16 protein-coding genes are annotated in these 17872 nt (G+C 40.9%); all 16 read left to right on the top strand.

What is annotated here, in order from left to right; translation table 11 throughout:
* Positions 1-81 precede the first annotated feature (81 nt).
* The 16 genes from E7Y33_RS07925 to E7Y33_RS07850 all read left to right on the top strand — a co-directional run bounded on the left by E7Y33_RS07925 (position 82) and on the right by E7Y33_RS07850 (position 17867).
* Positions 82-462: a hypothetical protein gene (locus E7Y33_RS07925; RefSeq protein ID WP_000849881.1), complete on the top strand. Its 381-nt coding sequence runs from the start codon at positions 82-84 to the stop codon at positions 460-462.
* Between the two features lie 233 nt (positions 463-695).
* Complete coding sequence (locus tag E7Y33_RS07920) at positions 696-6383, top strand: ZmpA/ZmpB/ZmpC family metallo-endopeptidase (protein ID WP_139690166.1); 5688 nt, start codon at positions 696-698, stop codon at positions 6381-6383.
* 157 nt (positions 6384-6540) lie between these two features.
* The gene (locus tag E7Y33_RS07915) at positions 6541-6921 is read left to right on the top strand and encodes a hypothetical protein (protein ID WP_139690165.1); all 381 of its coding nucleotides are present in this window, start codon (positions 6541-6543) and stop codon (positions 6919-6921) included.
* A 197-nt stretch (positions 6922-7118) separates the two neighbouring features.
* On the top strand, positions 7119-7811 hold the full coding sequence (locus tag E7Y33_RS07910; RefSeq protein ID WP_139690164.1) for a phosphoglycerate mutase: 693 nt from the start codon (positions 7119-7121) through the stop codon (positions 7809-7811).
* 291 nt (positions 7812-8102) lie between these two features.
* Positions 8103-8372, top strand: coding sequence for a 30S ribosomal protein S15 (gene rpsO, locus E7Y33_RS07905; RefSeq protein ID WP_001018251.1), 270 nt, complete (start codon positions 8103-8105; stop codon positions 8370-8372).
* Positions 8373-9112: 740 nt separating this feature from the next.
* Positions 9113-9724: a CadD family cadmium resistance transporter gene (locus E7Y33_RS07900; protein ID WP_000531728.1), complete on the top strand. Its 612-nt coding sequence runs from the start codon at positions 9113-9115 to the stop codon at positions 9722-9724.
* 377 nt (positions 9725-10101) lie between these two features.
* A complete protein-coding gene (locus E7Y33_RS07895; protein ID WP_139690163.1) occupies positions 10102-10380 on the top strand; it encodes a TIGR04197 family type VII secretion effector in 279 nt (92 codons plus the stop codon).
* The gene (locus tag E7Y33_RS07890) at positions 10377-10736 is read left to right on the top strand and encodes a hypothetical protein (RefSeq protein ID WP_139690162.1); all 360 of its coding nucleotides are present in this window, start codon (positions 10377-10379) and stop codon (positions 10734-10736) included. Before E7Y33_RS07895 ends, E7Y33_RS07890 begins: the two co-directional genes overlap by 4 nt.
* On the top strand, positions 10726-12366 hold the full coding sequence (locus E7Y33_RS07885; protein WP_139690161.1) for an LXG domain-containing protein: 1641 nt from the start codon (positions 10726-10728) through the stop codon (positions 12364-12366). The genes E7Y33_RS07890 and E7Y33_RS07885 overlap by 11 nt, the downstream gene beginning before the upstream one ends.
* Before the next feature lie 10 nt (positions 12367-12376).
* A complete protein-coding gene (locus tag E7Y33_RS07880) occupies positions 12377-12991 on the top strand; it encodes a TipC family immunity protein (RefSeq protein WP_139690160.1) in 615 nt (204 codons plus the stop codon).
* A gap of 4 nt (positions 12992-12995) precedes the next feature.
* Positions 12996-13607: a TipC family immunity protein gene (locus tag E7Y33_RS07875; RefSeq protein WP_139690159.1), complete on the top strand. Its 612-nt coding sequence runs from the start codon at positions 12996-12998 to the stop codon at positions 13605-13607.
* Positions 13608-13611: 4 nt separating this feature from the next.
* Positions 13612-14220 (top strand): TipC family immunity protein, encoded by a 609-nt coding sequence (locus E7Y33_RS07870; protein WP_139690158.1) that lies wholly within the window; start codon positions 13612-13614, stop codon positions 14218-14220.
* 140 nt (positions 14221-14360) lie between these two features.
* A complete protein-coding gene (locus E7Y33_RS07865) occupies positions 14361-15407 on the top strand; it encodes a FecCD family ABC transporter permease (RefSeq protein ID WP_139690157.1) in 1047 nt (348 codons plus the stop codon).
* Between the two features lies 1 nt (position 15408).
* On the top strand, positions 15409-16164 hold the full coding sequence (locus E7Y33_RS07860) for an ABC transporter ATP-binding protein (protein WP_139690156.1): 756 nt from the start codon (positions 15409-15411) through the stop codon (positions 16162-16164).
* 19 nt (positions 16165-16183) lie between these two features.
* A complete protein-coding gene (locus E7Y33_RS07855) occupies positions 16184-17194 on the top strand; it encodes an ABC transporter substrate-binding protein (protein ID WP_139690155.1) in 1011 nt (336 codons plus the stop codon).
* Positions 17175-17867: an alpha/beta hydrolase-fold protein gene (locus tag E7Y33_RS07850; RefSeq protein WP_139690154.1), complete on the top strand. Its 693-nt coding sequence runs from the start codon at positions 17175-17177 to the stop codon at positions 17865-17867. The genes E7Y33_RS07855 and E7Y33_RS07850 overlap by 20 nt, the downstream gene beginning before the upstream one ends.
* Positions 17868-17872: the final 5 nt, after the last annotated feature.

The following is a 17872-nucleotide window of genomic DNA, read 5'->3' as shown; positions in this document are numbered from 1 at the left end:
TATACTCGTTTTGAAATTTCTTTTGTTTTTCATGAAAATGTGATAAAATGATAGTTGTAAAAATTTTTTAAGGAGATTCGGATGAAAACAAAAGCACTTGCTCGCGTAAATGCGATTTTTGGTCTTATTTCAGGTATCGTCTTGCTGTTGGCACCTCTTGTTATGTTTATGATAGCTGTCGGGGCTGCTGCGGCGACGGAGGACTCTGATGCAACAGTTGGTATATTGACGATTTTTTCAATCATTTTGGCATTGGTAAAAATTGCTGTCTTGGTTTTAGGAATTGTGTCTATTGTCTATTACAAGGACGATGAACGTGTGACCCCTGCACCGTCTGTTTTGTTTATCGTAGGTGGTTCTGTTGGATTGATCCCATTCTTGGGATGGGTAGGAGGAATTCTGACAATCATTGGTGGATCCCTCTATTTTGGACTTTTGAAAAAATTCGAGATTCAAGAATAATGACTTTTTGTTAGGAATATTTTCAAATAAGAGAAGGCGCTTAGCCTTCTTTTTTCGTCATCAACGACAGATAAACTTTACAGGATAAATAAGCTTTTACTTTCATGAAATTCAAAGAATTTATTTGAGACAAGGAAGTATTTTTATAGTATAATGGTGGATGTGAAATACCTATATCAAAATATAATGCTAGTTATTTTCTTGATAGAGGTTAAAAAGCGAGAGGATATAGAATGAAAAAGATTTTTGGAGAGAAGCAGCATCGTTTCTCCTTACGAAAATTAGCAATTGGACTTGTGTCAGCTTCGATTTCAAGCCTATTTTTTGTGTCCATTGCGAGTAGTGGAACCGTATTTGCTCAAGAAAATGTAGCTGTTCACTACAAATATGTGACGGATACGGAGTTGAGTGGGCAAGAAAAGGACTTGATTGTCAAGGACATTCCGAAGATTGCTGAAGACAGTGAGAGTACCTATTATCTAGTTTACCGTATGGATGAGAAAGCTCAGCTAGGTCAGTTGCCCAATACAGGGGGGCAGAATAGCTTTACTAGTGTTTTAACTGGTGGAGCCTTGGCTTCGATTGGCCTTCTTATTTTTGTAGTGTCGAAGAAGAAAGGCAAAAAGAAAGCCCTTTTGAATCTTATTTTAGTAACAGGGATGGGCAGTGGTTTGGCTTCTTCGGTTCAGGCAATTGAAAATCAGCTTTTGCTACAATACAATCAGGAATACCAATTATCCCAAGGAGATAGTCTGCCTTTGCCACGCACCCTATCGGGTTATACCTACCTAGGTTATATTAAGCAAGACAAGGACTCTAGTCTGCAAGAAACTGCTACTAGAGGTCAGAAACTAGACTACACGGTTCAACCTCATTTTCAGACCAGTGAAGGTGGGCAAAAGGCTGGAGATGAGCAAAAAACTCCGTCTCCAACAAGCCCTGCTGACAAGCCTATCCCATCTCAAGATTCATCCAATCAAAAGCCGTCTGGTATTGCTAGTGTAGATCCTCAAGACGAAGTCTTGGCAGGTCGCGTGAATAAACCAGAGCTCCTATACAAGGACCAAGAAATTGTGACCAAACTAGATGTTTCAGAAGTGGTTCAAGAAAATCCAGATCTAGCAGAGGGAACCATCCATGTCAAACAAGAAGGTCGTGCTGGGAAAAAGGTTGAACTCGTTCGCATTTTCACTGTTGAAAACCAAGAAATTTCTCGGGAAGTTCTCTCAGCCAAGGTAGAAGAAGCCTTGCCACGTATAGTAGAAAAAGGGACTAAGAAGGCAGTAGCTGCGAGTGAAGCACCTCAGTCTGCAAGAAAAGGAGAGCCTGAGACTCAGGCTCCATTACCAGAATATACAGGCGAGCAATCGGGAGCGGTTGTTGCCCCTGAAACAGCTGACAAACAAGAATATACAGGCACCCAAGCAGGAGCAGTCGTTGAACCCGAGCAGGTCGCTCCGCTACCTGAGTATCAAGGAACCCAAGCTGGTGCTATCGTTGAACCGGAAAAAGTTGAGCCAGAGGTTGGGGGAGTCCAGTCAGGGGCTTTGGTGGAACCAGCAACAACTGACAAACCAGCCTATACAGGCGAGCAGTCAGGAGCAATCGTAGAGCCTGAACAGGTGTCACCTACACAAGAGTATACAGGAACTCAAGCTGGAGCAATTGTTGCCCCTGAGACAGCTGAAAAACCAGAATATACTGATACTCAATCAGGTGCGATAGTGGAACCCGAACAAGTCGCTCCACTACCTGAGTATCAGGGTACCCAGGCTGGTGCTATCGTTGAACCAGAGATCCAGTCTTCCCTACCAGAGTATAAAGGTGAGCAAGCAGGTGCGATAGTGGAACCCGAACAAGTCGCTCCACTACCTGAGTATCAGGGTACCCAGGCTGGTGCTATCGTTGAACCAGAGATCCAGTCTTCCCTACCAGAGTATAAAGGTGAGCAAGCAGGGGCCATTGTGGAACCCGAACAAATTGCTCCTCTTCCAGAGTATACGGGCAATACCGAGCAAGTAAAACCGGAAACTCCAACAGAAAAACCAAAAGAAAAAGATCCAGAGAAGACGCTTGAGCTAAGAAATGTTACGGATCTGGAGTTGTACAGTCAGACCAATGGTACTTACAAACAACACGTTTCTTTAGACGGTGTCCCAAGTAATTCAGACACTTACTTTGTTAAGGTTAAATCCTCGTCATATAAAGATGTCTATCTACCAGTCGCTTCAATAACGGCAGAAACGAAAAATGGCCAGCCAGTTTATAAAATCACAGCCAAGGCTGAGAAACTCCAGCAAGAGCTAGAAAATAAATATGTCGATAATTTCACCTTCTACCTAGCTAAGAAGGCTACAGAGGAAACGACAACCTTCACTTCCTTTAGTAACCTCGTCAAAGCTATCAAGCAGAATCTCTCTGGTACTTATTATTTGGGAGCTAGCTTGAACGCCAACGAAGTGGAGTTGGGACCTGATGAAAGATCCTATATCAAGGGCAGCTTTACTGGTCAGTTGATCGGTGAAAAAGATGGCAAGCGATTTGCTATTTACAACTTGAAAAAGCCTCTGTTTGAAACCTTGAGCGGTGCCACAGTAGAAAATTTAAGCCTGAAAAATGTCACCATTTCTGGGAAAGATGATATCGGTTCACTGGCATATGAAGCTCAGAATGGCACAAAGATTCAGCAAGTTCATGTCGATGGTGTTCTGGCTGGTGAACGTGGTATCGGTGGTTTGCTAGCTAAGGCAGATCAATCAAGTATCACAGAGAGCAGTTTCAAGGGAAGAATTATCAACACTTATGAGACGACTGCTGCCTACAATATCGGTGGTTTGGTCGGTCATTTGACAGGAAGCAGAGCTTTGCTGACTAAGTCAAAAGCGACAGTAGCCATTTCATCCAACACAAATAGTTCAGATCAGACTGTGGGTGGGCTTGCAGGTCTAGTAGATCAGGATGCACAAATCCAAGATAGCTATGCTGAAGGCGATATTAACAATGCCAAGCACTTTGGTAGAGTCGCGGGAGTAGCAGGCTATTTGTGGGATCGAAAAACTAATGAGGAACAGCATGCTGGAAGATTGACCAATGTTCTCAGTGATGTCAATGTAACCAACGGAAATGCCATTACCGGTTACCACTATAATGGAATGAGGGTGAAGGACACATTCAGCAGCAAGGCCAACAGAGTCTACAATGTCACCTTAGTCAAGGATGAGGTCGTCAGCAAGGAATCCTTTGAAGAAAGAGGAACAATGCTAGATGCTTCCCAAATCGAAAGCAAAAAAGCAGCCATCAATCCTCTCACTCTACCAACAGTTGAGCCCCTCTCAACAAGTGGCAAAAAAGACAGTGATTTTTCTAAGGTGGCGAATTATCAAGCTAAGCGCTCCTTGGCTTATAAGAATATTGAAAAATTGCTACCTTTCTACAACAAAGCAACCATCGTCAAATATGGAAACTTGGTCAATGAGAACAGTCCTTTATATCAAAAAGAACTCTTGTCAGCAGTCATGATGAAGGATGACCAAGTAATCACAGATATTGTTTCCAACAAAGAGACTGCAAACAAACTCTTGCTTCACTACAAGGACCATTCATCTGAAAAGCTTGATCTCCATTACCAGGATGATTTCGCCAAATTAGCGGAATATAGTCTAGGAAATACGGGTCTTCTCTATACGCCAAACCAATTCTTGTATGACCAAAGCTCTATCATCAAACAAGTCTTACCTGACTTACAAAATGTTGATTACCACTCAGAAGGAATTAGAAAGACACTTGGTATTTCTCCAAACGTCAAGCAGACTGAGCTCTATCTAGAAGACCAGTTCGCCAAAACAAAACAACATCTGGAAGACAGTTTGAAGAAACTCTTGTCAGCAGATGCTGGACTGGCTAGTGCTAACCCAGTCACTGAAGGTTATCTTGTAGATAAAATCAAACGTAACAAGGAAGCCTTGCTACTTGGTTTGACCTATCTGGAACGGTGGTATAACTTCAGCTATGGTCAGGTAAACGTCAAAGACCTGGTTCTGTACCACCTGGACTTCTTTGGTAAGGGAAATGCTTCACCACTAGATACTCTGATTGAGTTAGGTAAATCTGGCTTTAACAATCTTCTTGCTAAAAACAATGTCGATACTTATGGTATCAGTCTTTCCAGCCATCATGGAACGAAAGACTTGTTTAGCACGCTGGAACATTACCGAAAAGTCTTTTTACCAGATACAAGCAACAATGACTGGTTTAAATCACAGACCAAGGCTTATATCGTCGAAGAAAAATCCACTATCGAAGAGGTCAAAACGAAGCAAGGACAGGCTGGTAGCAAGTATTCTATCGGTGTCTATGACCGCATCACTAGTGCCACATGGAAATACCGCAATATGGTCTTGCCTCTTCTAACCTTGCCAGAAAAATCCGTCTTTGTCATCTCAACTATGTCTAGTCTAGGATTTGGAGCTTATGATCGCTACCGCAATAGTGAACATAAAGCAGGCAAGGCTCTCAATGATTTTGTTGAAGAAAATGCGCGTGAAACTGCCAAACGTCAGCGAGATCACTACGATTATTGGTATCGCATTTTAGATAATGAGGGACGTGAAAAACTCTATCGTACGATTCTCCTTTATGATGCCTATAAGTTTGGTGATGACACAACATCTGGAAAAGCTACAGTGGAGGCTAAGTTTGATGGTTCCAATCCAGCCATGAAGAACTTCTTTGGCCCAGTTGGCAATAAGGTAGTACACAACCAGCATGGAGCCTACGCAACAGGGGATGGCGTCTACTATATGTCTTACCGTATGCTGGACAAGGATGGAGCCATTACCTATACCCATGAGATGACTCATGATTCGGATCAGGATATTTACCTTGGTGGCTATGGTCGAAGAAGTGGCTTGGGACCAGAGTTCTTCGCAAAAGGCTTATTGCAAGCCCCTGACCAACCAAGTGACGCAACCATTACCATCAACTCCATCTTGAAACACTCAACATCAGATAGTAAAGAAGGCTCCCGTCTGCAAGTCTTGGATCCGACAGAAAGATTCCAAAACGCAGCAGATCTTCAAAACTATGTTCACAACATGTTTGACCTTATCTACATGTTAGAATATCTCGAAGGGCAAGCAATCGTTAAGAAACTAAGTGTTTACCAGAAGATGGCAGCTCTTAGAAAAATTGAGAACAAGTATGTGAAAGATCCAGTAGATGGAAATGAGGTTTACGCTACTAACGTAGTCAAAGAATTGACAGAAGAAGATGCCCAAAAATTGACCAGTTTTGAGAGTTTGATTGACCATAACATCTTGTCAGCTCGTGAGTACAAGTCTGGCGAGTATGAACGAAATGGCTACTATACCATTAAACTCTTTGCCCCAATTTATTCAGCTCTCAGCAGTGAGAAAGGAACACCGGGTGACCTTATGGGACGTAGGATTGCTTATGAACTTCTGGCTGCCAAAGGCTTTAAGGATGGAATGGTACCTTATATCTCAAACCAATACGAAGAAGTTGCCAAACAAAAAGGTAAAACCATCAATCTCTATGGTAAAGAACGAGGATTGGTGACAGATGATCTTGTACTGGACAAGGTATTTGAAGGGAAGTATCCTTCTTGGGCGGATTTCAAGAAAGCTATGTACAATGAACGTGTGAAACAGTTTGGGAACTTGAAGCAGGTAACCTTTAAAGATCCAACAAAACCATGGCCAAACTATGCGACCAAGACCATCAATAGTGTGACTGAATTGCAGGATCTCATGGATCAAGCTGTTCTCAAGGATGCTGATGCTCCACGTTGGAGTAATTATGATCCAGAAATCGACAGTGCAGTTCATAAGTTGAAGAGAGCAATCTTTAAAGCTTATCTTGACCAAACAAAAGACTTCAGAACCTCTATTTTTAAGAAATAAGGGCTGGAAAATGAAAAGAGAGGATCGACTGGTCTTCTCTTTTTATAGCTTGATACCCATGTTAGAAAGCTGGTTTGAGATAGGTTTGTGCCGGATAAGTCCTTTCGTTTCTAAGGCAAATATGGTAGAATGATAGCTACGAGAGAAGGAGGTTCTTATGGAGATAACTAGATTGGTTCGACTAAACTGGAGACTGGGTATGGTGGCAGGAATAACTTTACTTTTGGGGCCTGTCCTACGATTTTTTCTATCCTATACTGGGGCCCTCATCTATAAAGATCCTTCAAAAATGCTGGTCGTCACGGTTGCCTTTTCTTTGCTCCTGACATTTTTTAAAATTCTGGTAATCGCATTAGGCACTTTTATGCTAATCTATTTCGAAGAAGATCAACAACTTCCAAAGCTGTCTTCTATTTTATATATCCTAGGTGGTGTGATGGGATTTCTTTCAGCTACCGAGTGGATAGGTGGATTGCTAATCATTAAAGGAGCTGTTTCTTTTTCTAAATTTTTGAAAGAAGTCCGTGGCCTTGTCTGATAGTCTAGCGAAAGCAGCCCCAGAAAGGGTTGTCTTTGTGTTTCAAAAACAATTTTTAGAAGTAGATTGCTGAGAGAAGAGTCATGTTGAGACTCTTCTCTTTTTAGTTGATTTTAACTAGCTTTTTTGTGAAAAATTGTGTAAAATAGAATAGATAAACGAGGGCAACCTCGAAAAATAAAAGGAGAATCCATCTAATGGTAAAATTGGTTTTTGCTCGCCACGGTGAGTCTGAATGGAACAAAGCTAACCTTTTCACTGGTTGGGCTGATGTTGATTTGTCTGAAAAAGGAACACAACAAGCGATTGACGCTGGTAAATTGATCAAAGAAGCTGGTATCGAATTTGACCAAGCTTACACTTCAGTATTGAAACGTGCGATCAAAACAACAAACTTGGCTCTTGAAGCTTCTGACCAATTGTGGGTTCCAGTTGAAAAATCATGGCGTTTGAACGAACGTCACTACGGTGGTTTGACTGGTAAAAACAAAGCTGAAGCTGCTGAACAATTTGGTGATGAGCAAGTTCACATCTGGCGTCGTTCATACGATGTATTGCCTCCAAACATGGACCGTAACGATGAGCACTCAGCTCACACTGACCGTCGTTACGCTTCACTTGACGACTCAGTTATCCCAGATGCTGAAAACTTGAAAGTGACTTTGGAACGTGCCCTTCCATTCTGGGAAGACAAAATCGCTCCAGCACTTAAAGATGGTAAAAATGTATTCGTAGGAGCTCACGGTAACTCAATCCGTGCCCTTGTAAAACACATCAAACGCTTGTCAGACGATGAAATCATGGACGTGGAAATCCCTAACTTCCCACCATTGGTATTCGAATTTGACGAAAAATTGAACGTGGTTTCTGAATACTACCTTGGAAAATAATTTATAAACAGAAAGTCTAGGATTCCTAGGCTTTCTTGTGTTTGCTCCTAGTTTTCAACTAGTTGAAAAAGCGTTATAATGATAGTAAGGAGTGACTTGATTGTAAGAAAGGTAGATATACTCGAAGCCCTGAAATCAGTAGAGTAATTCACGGTCTTGAACAGTAAATCAGTTGACAAAGTCTCTGCTTCTTGGTAGAATAAGAACTGTCGTAAAGACAAATAACTTCTTCTTGGTTACAGGCATGCCAACCTGTCACTCGGATGAAGCCAAATAAAAAGGAGAAACATCATGGCAATCTCAAAAGAGAAAAAAAATGAAATCATCGCACAATATGCACGTCACGAAGGTGATACAGGTTCAGTAGAGGTTCAAGTTGCTGTCCTTACTTGGGAAATCAACCACCTTAACGAACACATCAAACAACACAAAAAAGACCACGCTACTTACCGTGGATTGATGAAGAAAATCGGTCGCCGTCGTAACTTGCTTGCATACTTGCGTAAAAACGACGTTAACCGTTACCGTGAGTTGATCAACTCTCTAGGACTTCGTCGCTAATCTGCTTTATTTTCCACTTACATTGCGTTGTCACCTTACCTCGATATACTCAAGTATAATCTTCGGTTACGGTTCCTAGCACTGTAAGGTAAAATAAACCAGATCATCTCCCTTCGGGGAGATTTTTTGTTTCACTAACATTTTTGTACAATCTTCGGCTTGCCGCTTAGTCTATAAACGTTTTATCCAGCAAGAATCATGATGCTAAGGGCGTTAAAAATCCGTATGAAAATAGGGAAAGTACACCGTGTTCGATGAACACAAGGAGTTTTATCTTTTTCACTAGGATTTTAGCCCAAGCTCAAATCAGCTCTCTGATATTCAGAGGGCTTTTTTATTGAGGTTTTATCGGTCACAATTTTGGAGACTACAAAAACGGGGTTGATGCGCATACCCCGGGTGTCGCAGTTTTATCGGTCACAATTTTGGAGACTACAAAAACCTCAAATGGTATCAGCTAATTACACCATAAAGGTGCGCAGCTACTCGGCTTGAAAAGTCGAGTAGCTGTCTGCAAGCCCCCTCGGAGAGCCCACACTTTACGAAGTAAAGTATAGTATGTTATACTTTACATGGAAGTAGTCACCGAATTCCAGTTAGAAATTACTTTGTAACTACGTTTTGAGGAGGAGTAAAATGCTTTCCTACGTTCGACATTACCCACTAGCGATAGCAAAATTAATGTGTCTGTGCTCTCCTAAAATCTGCTGATTTATTACTAACTAATACAGGAGGTTTTTATGGGACAGACAATCATATCTGCTATTGGTGTTTATATTTCCACCAGTATCGATTATTTAATTATTTTAATTATTTTATTTGCACAGCTATCACAGAATAAACAGAAATGGCATATTTATGCGGGGCAATATCTAGGAACAGGCTTACTTGTAGGGGCGAGTTTAGTTGCTGCTTATGTCGTTAATTTCGTGCCTGAAGAATGGATGGTTGGATTGCTTGGTTTAATCCCTATCTATTTAGGGATTCGCTTTGCAATTGTTGGAGAAGGTGAGGAAGAAGAGGAAGAAATTATTGAAAGATTAGAACAAAGCAAGGCAAATCAACTGTTTTGGACAGTTACATTGCTGACAATTGCGTCTGGCGGAGATAATTTAGGTATCTATATACCTTATTTTGCTTCGTTAGATTGGTCACAGACCCTCGTGGCGTTGCTTGTGTTTGTAATCGGCATAATTATCTTTTGCGAGATTAGTCGGATGTTATCCTCTATTCCGTTAATATTCGAGACAATTGAAAAATACGAGCGAATCATTGTGCCCATAGTATTCATTCTACTTGGACTATACATCATGTATGAAAATGGCACGATAGAGACTTTTCTGATCGTGTAGATTTTTTTGTTTCACTAGGATTTTAGCCCGGGCTCAAATCAGCTCTCTGACTTCAGAGGGCTTTTTATGTTGTCACCTTACCTCGATATACTCAAGTATAATCTTCGGTTACGGTTCCTAGCACTGTAAGGTAAAATAAACTAGATCATCTCCCTTTGGGGAGATTTTATCATTTTTGCCAAGTGGTTAGGCCGTGTTCAATTAAGCAGATTATAATAATGAAGCTACTCCATTGGGTAGCTTTTTCTCTATAAGATGATTCTATTATCTAAATATAGTATAAATGAGGGCTTGTATTCAAAACATGGTATAATAGGCCTATATAGCTAAATGAAGTAAACCTATCACTAGGGATTTAGAAAAAGGATAAAACAGTCATGTCAACAGTAAAAAGTGATCTAAATATTGCTCAAACCTATGCGAGTCAGCTGAAAAATGCTTGTCAATCTTTAACAGCTATTGCTGTGGCTAGTCAAGATGACCTAACGACTCTTCAAGGGAATAACAAGGCCCATCAATGTCTGACAAAAGCTCAAAATCTAGCTAGTCAGATTACAGCTGCTGTCACCCTAACTTCTGAACGCCTCCACTCTGTAGCGAGTGATTTTGAGGCGCTAGATAAGGCTGCTGCCAATGGTTTTAGGAGTAATGCATGAGCAAGTTGGATGAGTTAAAGAAAAGAGAGCGAGAACTCTTGTACCAGCTAGAAGACAATGGAAAAGAGAAGTACCGCACCAAAGAACTGATAGAAATCTTTGAAGGCTATGATAGAGTTAGTCACCGTTATCAAAATGATTTGTGGGAGTCAGCCTATCAGAGCCGATATGCAGGACAGTTGGAAGAAACGCTCCTACAAAGAAACCAGCTTAAAAACCAAATCTTTGAGAACCTCACCTATCACATGGATGATTTGAAAAAAGAAAAGTTCCGGTTAGAGGGAGACTTGGATGAGGTCTACTATGAAAGACGCAAGGAACTAGAAAGAGAGGAGGAAAAACGGCATGGGCATTGATATGTACTTGGAACAATCACAACTACAAAGTTCGAGTGTAGCGACCATGTGCCAATCACAGGTGGAGGCTTATCAAGCCTTGCAATCAGCCATCCAAAAGTTTTCAGAGGATAAGGAGAGTCTAAAGGGCGACGCTTATGATTCGGCTAGAAGTTTTTTTGCAAGTGTCTTGCTACCTTTGAGCAAAGGGGGACAACTCTATGCAGAAACCTTCTCTCAAGCTATCAAGAAATTACCAGACGACTACCAAACGATGGTCGACAGCAAGAGTTGGCGCGAGGATGATCTGCTTGATAAGATCCGTCAGGAAGAGCAAATGATTGCCTATCTAGATGAAGTCAATCAATCACTTTCTAGCTTGACCATGGATAGTGAAGAAAAGGGGAGATTGAGACGCAGTAATGTGGAACTCATGCGAGGACACCATGCCAATAAACGCGTCTATGAAACGATTTTGAGAGACCTGCGCGCCTATGATAGCTACTCAGGAGGGCTTTTCGATGATCTAGCTAGTATCGATGTGCAACTGAGTCGCGGACTGGCTCAGATCGAAACGAGCTGGGATACCAAGCAAGGCGTCTTTAAAGTCCCATCTGACCTGACTTGGGCCAACTACCTGACTGCCTATGCTGATACAAAGGACATGAAGCTCAGTCGTCAAGAGAAGGCCTTTGTCCAAACCATGATGGCAGAATACGGCTTTGATGCCGAGACATCCCAACAGCTCTTGACCATCAAGCAAGGGATAGACAAGAAGTTCCCAACCTCTAGTCAAGAGTTCCGTGACTATATCTTTTTGCGAGTCGTCGGTGCAGCAAACTATAATGATTTTAAGTGGAACGAAACGGCAGGTGGATTGTGGCAATATTTTTATTACGAATTTGTGAGTGATCCGCAGACAGGCCAAAAATTAAGAACTTTAAAACCAGTTCCTGAAATCTTTCAAGAATTGGGGCTAAAAGAAGAAAAAGCCAAAGAACTGTATTATAATCTTAGACTGCAACACGAGATGGCGGGTGGTGAAGTTGCTAATATAACAAAGTTAAAAGAAAAAAAATCTGAATATAATAATGCTAAGACTAAGTATGAAAAAGTTTATGGCAAAAATAATAAATTTGACGAATTTTGGGACAGCAAGTTAAAGACCTATTCCAACAACGGAGCGGGCCATGCAGACTTCACCCACCAGTCCATCACTATGGCCACTCACCTTAATCCTAATCAAGTTCAGTTAGCCGATATCTATGCTGGTAGTAGAGAGCGTGTCAAGGACCTTTCTGGCTGGGAGGGAGATACGACCTTTAATGCAAACGATATGAAGCCAAGTATCGGAGAGGATGACTACAAGGCGGATTTGGACTCGGTCAACCTTATCGGCCGTATGCAAAAGGGGCAATCCTATGACCAAGCAAACTCTTCTTACTATGCTGACCTTCAAAAAGACTCCTTTCAGAGAGAAAGAGAATTCCTAAAAAATAAGGATTGGGATACAGTCAGAGATACTATTTATGATAGTTTGCGACCAACGGATATTAAGCTAGATGGAGAGGATGCTCTTAAAGCATATATTGAAAGAAAATATCCAGGAGTGTCCAAGTTTTTAAATCGTTTAGAAGCTGTGGCAGATTAGGAGAATGATGATGAAAAAAATATTAGGTTTAGTATCCTTATTCGTGATAATTGTATTATCCTGTTTCTACTTTTTTATTCATCAACCTAAAAACATTTTTGATGAAATTTATCAGGAGACAGAGAAAACCTATCGGTCAAATAATATTTTAAGAAATATAGAAGGTTTTGAAATTAGACCGGATTGGCCAAGTGATGGAGAATATTCTAAATATTATCCATTTGGAACTTATAATAAAGACCATACCCCAGAAGAGTATTTTGAAATCGAAATTGGTTTTAATTTTACTACAAAAACACAATTAAGTTCAATCTCATTTGAAAAACGAATTGGGCCAAATGTTAGAGTTAGAATATGGGATAACTATACTCGGAAGGATCGTGTTTTAAAAAAATTTGTCAAAATAGGTTTAAAGAAAGCAGATACGGAAACTTATATCGAAGACGAGGCCCAAGTGAAATCCTACTTAGAGCAGTACGGTGTCACTGCCAAGGATTTGGATTCTTACTACGACGAAATCGTCAACCAGAGAGTCTTGAAAGATTGGTGTACCATCTATGACAGCAAGTACTCGCCAAGCAACTATGGTGATGTCAAGATTGAAACCCAGTGGGAGAATTGGTGATAACATGAAGAAAATCCTAGGTGTTTTAACAATAGTGATATTACTTGTATCAGTTTGTCTATTCTTCTTTGTACGTCAACCTAAAAACATTTTTGATGAAATTTACCAGGAGACAGAGAAAACCTATCTAGGAAATAATGTCTTTAACAATTTGAAAGATGTTGAAGCACATAAATATCAAGAGTATAGTGATGATTCTAGATTTTATCCAAGTGTCGTCTATGAGGGAAATGCTTTACCAGATAGCTATGAGAAAATTGCTATAGATTTTAATTTTAAATCCGTAGCTCAATTAAGCTTAATTTCATTTGAAAAACGGATAGAGTCCAATGTTAGTATAAAAATGTGGACTGTATATTCTCATAAAGAACGCAATTTAAAAAAATTTGTCAAAATAGGATTAAAGAAAGCAGATACGGAAACTTATATCGAAGACGAAACTCAGGTGAAATCCTACATAGAGCAGTACGGTGTCACTGCCAAGGACTTGGATTCTTACTACGACGAAATCGTCAACCAGAAGGTTTTAAAAGATTGGTGCTCCATTTATGACAGCAAGTACTCGCCAAGCAACTATGGCGAGGTGAAAGTCGAAACCCAGTGGGAGAATTGGTGATAGTATGAAGAAAATGCTAGGCCTAGTAGCCTTATTCGTGATAATCATATCATCCTGTTTCTACTTTTTTATCAATCAACCTAAAAACATTTTTGCTGAGATTTACCAAGAAACCGAGAAGACTTATCGGTCAAATAATATTTTAAGGCACATAGATGGCTTTAAAGTCAGACCTGATTGGTCGAGTGATGACCCAAATATATCCTATACTCCTTTTGGAAAGTATGAAATTCTTCCCAAAGACTACAGTGATATAACCATTAATTTTAACTTTGGTTCAGGAATTAAAGGGATGTCAATTCGTTTTGAAAGGAAGACTAATTCGAATATTACCCTATGGTATTCGGCACACTATAATATGCAAAAGAAAGTACTCAAAAAGAAACTTGCCATCATTGAAGAGCCAAGGAAACCAGGTCAATTTATTGATGATGAAGAAAAAGTAAGAGAATATCTCAGAAAATATAATATTTCCAAAGAAGAATTAGAGCAAGACTATGACGAAATCGTCAACCAGAGGGTTTTAAAAGATTGGTGCTCCATTTATGACAGCAAGTACTCACCAAGCAACTATGGCGAGGTGAAGGTTGAAACCCAGTGGGAGAATTGGTGATATAAAGATTCTCGCTGATTATATAAACAGGCAGCTCTCTGATTTCAGAGGGCTTTTTCTATATATGTCTCTATCCTTGTCCATCTAATAGAAATATGGTATACTTTTCATATTTCTATTATTCTATCAAGGAGGATTGCATGCTTTCCAAATTTTCTGGAAGCCGACGGGACCTGCAATTTGTGTTACTTTTAGGTGTTTTGCTAGCTGTTTTAGGGATTTCGCTCTTTCTAACTGTTTCTATGGGGTCTGTTGCGATTGATCTAGGAGATACCTATCGGATCATTTTGAGCAGATTGGGATTTCCTCTTGAGATAGGAGAGGTTTCTAAGTCAACTCTTGCCATTGTATGGAATATGAGGTTCCCCCGAGTATTGTTAGGCCTGATAGTAGGGGCTGGTCTTTCCATGTGTGGTAGCGTGATGCAGTCCACGGTAAACAACCCTATCGCTGAGCCCTATGTCTTAGGCATCTCTGCGGGTGCAACTCTAGGGGCAACTTTGAGCATCATTCTTGGTTTAAAATTGGTGATTAGCCTTGGAGCTTTCCTTGGAGCTATTTTGGCAACAATCGCTGTCCTCATCATTGCCTCTATGCAGGGAAGGATGACGACTTCTAGTCTGATCTTATCAGGAACGGTGGTCAATGCTCTCTTTCTGGCATTTTCCAACTTTATTATCTCAGTCGGCGCTAATGCGGACAGTGTGATGACCATTAAGTTTTGGACCATGGGCTCGCTTGCCGGGACTACCTGGTCTGACTTAGTCCTGCCAACTATAGTAGTAGGATTGGCTTTTCTATTTTTCTCTACTCAGTATCGTGTTTTTAATGCGATGATGATGGGAGATGAGGCTGCTTTAACTTTGGGGATTCCCTTACGCTTCTATTGGTATCTTTATGTGACCATGGTGGCTGTGCTGACAGCAGTCTTAGTGGCAACCTGTGGGATTATTGGATTTGTTGGACTGATTACTCCTCACTTAGCTCGAGGGTTAGTAGGAACGAATTACAGGAGACTTTTTCCCGTTGCGACCTTACTGGGTGCCCTCTTTGTCATATGGGCAGATGTACTCTCTCGTGTCATCATTCCAAACGCAGAGCTACCTATTGGTATTTTCACAGCTTTAGTGGGTGCTCCCTTCTTTATCTACATTGTTGGAGGTAGGCGAAGGGAGGTGAGGGTCTGATATGGACTTGATTTGTCAGGATGTTCACTTTGGACTAGGAGAGAAAAAAATCCTCAAAGGAGTTTCTCTTAAGGTTGAAGGGCACCAATTTCATACGATACTAGGACCAAATGGAAGCGGGAAAACCAGCCTGCTTAAACTCCTTTATCGTCAGGAAAAGGCAAACAAAGGCTTGATAAGCTTAGATGGAAAGCCTCTGGAGCATTGGTCACTCAAAGAAACAGCCAAGCAAATGGCAGTTGTCACTCAGTTTAATCAATTGCAGTTTGATTGTACAGTTGAGGAAATCGTCTTGCTGGGAAGAACGCCTCACCTCTCTTTTTTACAGAAAGAAAAGGAAAGGGATTATGCCCTCGTTCAAGATGCTCTCATCAAGGTGGATATGCTTGAGAAGAAAACTCGTCTCTATTCGTCTCTTTCAGGTGGGGAGAAACAGCGAGTCTTATTAGCACGCGCCTTGGCGCAAGAACCGACTCTCTTGCTCCTGGACGAACCAACCAATCATCTAGATATCAAGTATCAGCTAGACTTACTGGCCATTGTCAAGGATCTCAAGATCAATGTTCTAGCTGTCCTGCATGATATTCAACTTGCTTGTCGCTATTCGGATTATCTCTATCTGATGAAGGAGGGGGAAATCCTTTACCAAGGTACTCCAAAGGAGACCATCACCCCTGAGTCATTGCAAACTGTATATGGAGTTCAAAGTCAGGTTACTTGGACCGAGGATCAGCAAGCTATGATTCACTATTTATAAAAATGAAAAGGAAAACAAGATGAAAAAAACACTAAGCATTTTACTCGTAACAGTAGCTACCCTAACCATGGCAGCTTGTGGTAACACTACTACAGAAAAAGCTACCACACAGTCTAGCACAGAAACAAGTCAAAAGGCTAGCACAGAGACGACTTATCCACTCACGGTCAAGACATATGATGCTAAGGGAAATGAAGTCGAACAAGTCTTTGACAAGGCACCTGAAAAAGTTATCACCAATAATCTTTCAACTACTGAAATCTTATTGGAGCTAGGCTTGAAGGATAAAATTGCTGGCATGCTCAACCCTGACAATGCTGTGACGGACAAATACAAGGACGCGATCGCGACGATTCCTCAAATTGGCGATAAAAAAACAGTCTCACAAGAGACAGTCCTTTCTTATGAACCAGATGCGGTGATGGGTCGAAACATGATGTTTTCTGAAAAATCCTTGGGGACAGTTAGCACTTGGAATGAAAACAAAATCCCAGTCTATACACAAAAAGCCTCTCTCTCAACGATTCAGCAAGATTTAGGAAATATTGTAGAAGATGTCAAAAATCTTGGAATGATTTTCAATGTTCAGGACAAGGCCAATGAGTACGTGGCACAATTACAAGCTAAAATTGACGCTGTTAAGAAAGCAAACCCAGCAAGCCAAGGTGAAAAGAAAAAGGCTTTGATTATGGTTGCTTATAATGATGAAACCTTCGGTGCATACAAGTCTGCTTTGCAAGAAAGCTTGTTGAATCAACTTGGTTATACAAACGTTGCAACGGGAACATCAGGCTTGACCTTGGAAAATCTCGTGTCTATGGATCCTGAGTTGATTATCTATGTGACCAGCGACCGCAATAAAAAATTGGATGCTAACGCAGTAGAGTTGATGAAAGCAAATGAAGTTTTGGAAAACGTTCCTGCAATTAAGAATCAAAAAATCATGACCATCTCTTACGATGAGTTGATGGACTATGGTCCAGCAGTGATTGATTCCCTTGAGAAAATCAATGACTTTATCAATAAATAATGAGTTTGATTGGGAAGGGATTCAAGTTAAGGTCAGTCTTCCTTCGACCTATGCCCCCAATCAAACCTATCCAGCTATTCTCTTGAATGATGGAAACTTGGATTTTCTATCTTCCCTTTCAGAATCTGTGATTTTAGTGGGTTTGACTTCTGAAAATCGCCTAGATGACTACACTCCATGGAAGGCAGCTGCTCTGAGAGAGGGAGCTCCAGATTTTGGCGGTCAGGCAAATGCCTATCATAGTCATTTATTTGGAGGTCTTTTAGATAAGTTGCAGTCGCTTTATCGCCTGGACAAAAATCGCCTTGCTTATGGAGGATACTCACTAGGTGGTTTGGCAGCAGTATACAGTCTTTTCAGCTTTGACAAGGTCTCCTGTGTCTTCTCCATCTGCGGTTCCTTTTGGTATCCTGATTTTACGACTTATTGCAGGGAAGAAAAGGTGAAAAATTTGGACTGTTTACTGTATTTACAGAATGGTCAAACAGAAGGAGCCCATCATACCAATCGCTTGGCTCAAGCACCAGTCTATGCTGAGCAGGTCCATACTAGTCTTCAGAAACGTTATCCGACTGGTCAGTTTGTCTTTGATCCTTATGGACACCATGAGCAAGTGGCTGAACGATTCCTAGCCTTTTCCAGCTGGTTGGCCCCAAAATGGAAAATCAAATAAAAGAA

The sequence above is a fragment of the Streptococcus oralis genome (assembly GCF_006175905.1).
In the GTDB taxonomy this organism is placed as follows: domain Bacteria; phylum Bacillota; class Bacilli; order Lactobacillales; family Streptococcaceae; genus Streptococcus; species Streptococcus oralis_BG.
This window is presented reverse-complemented; position numbering and strand designations above follow the sequence as displayed.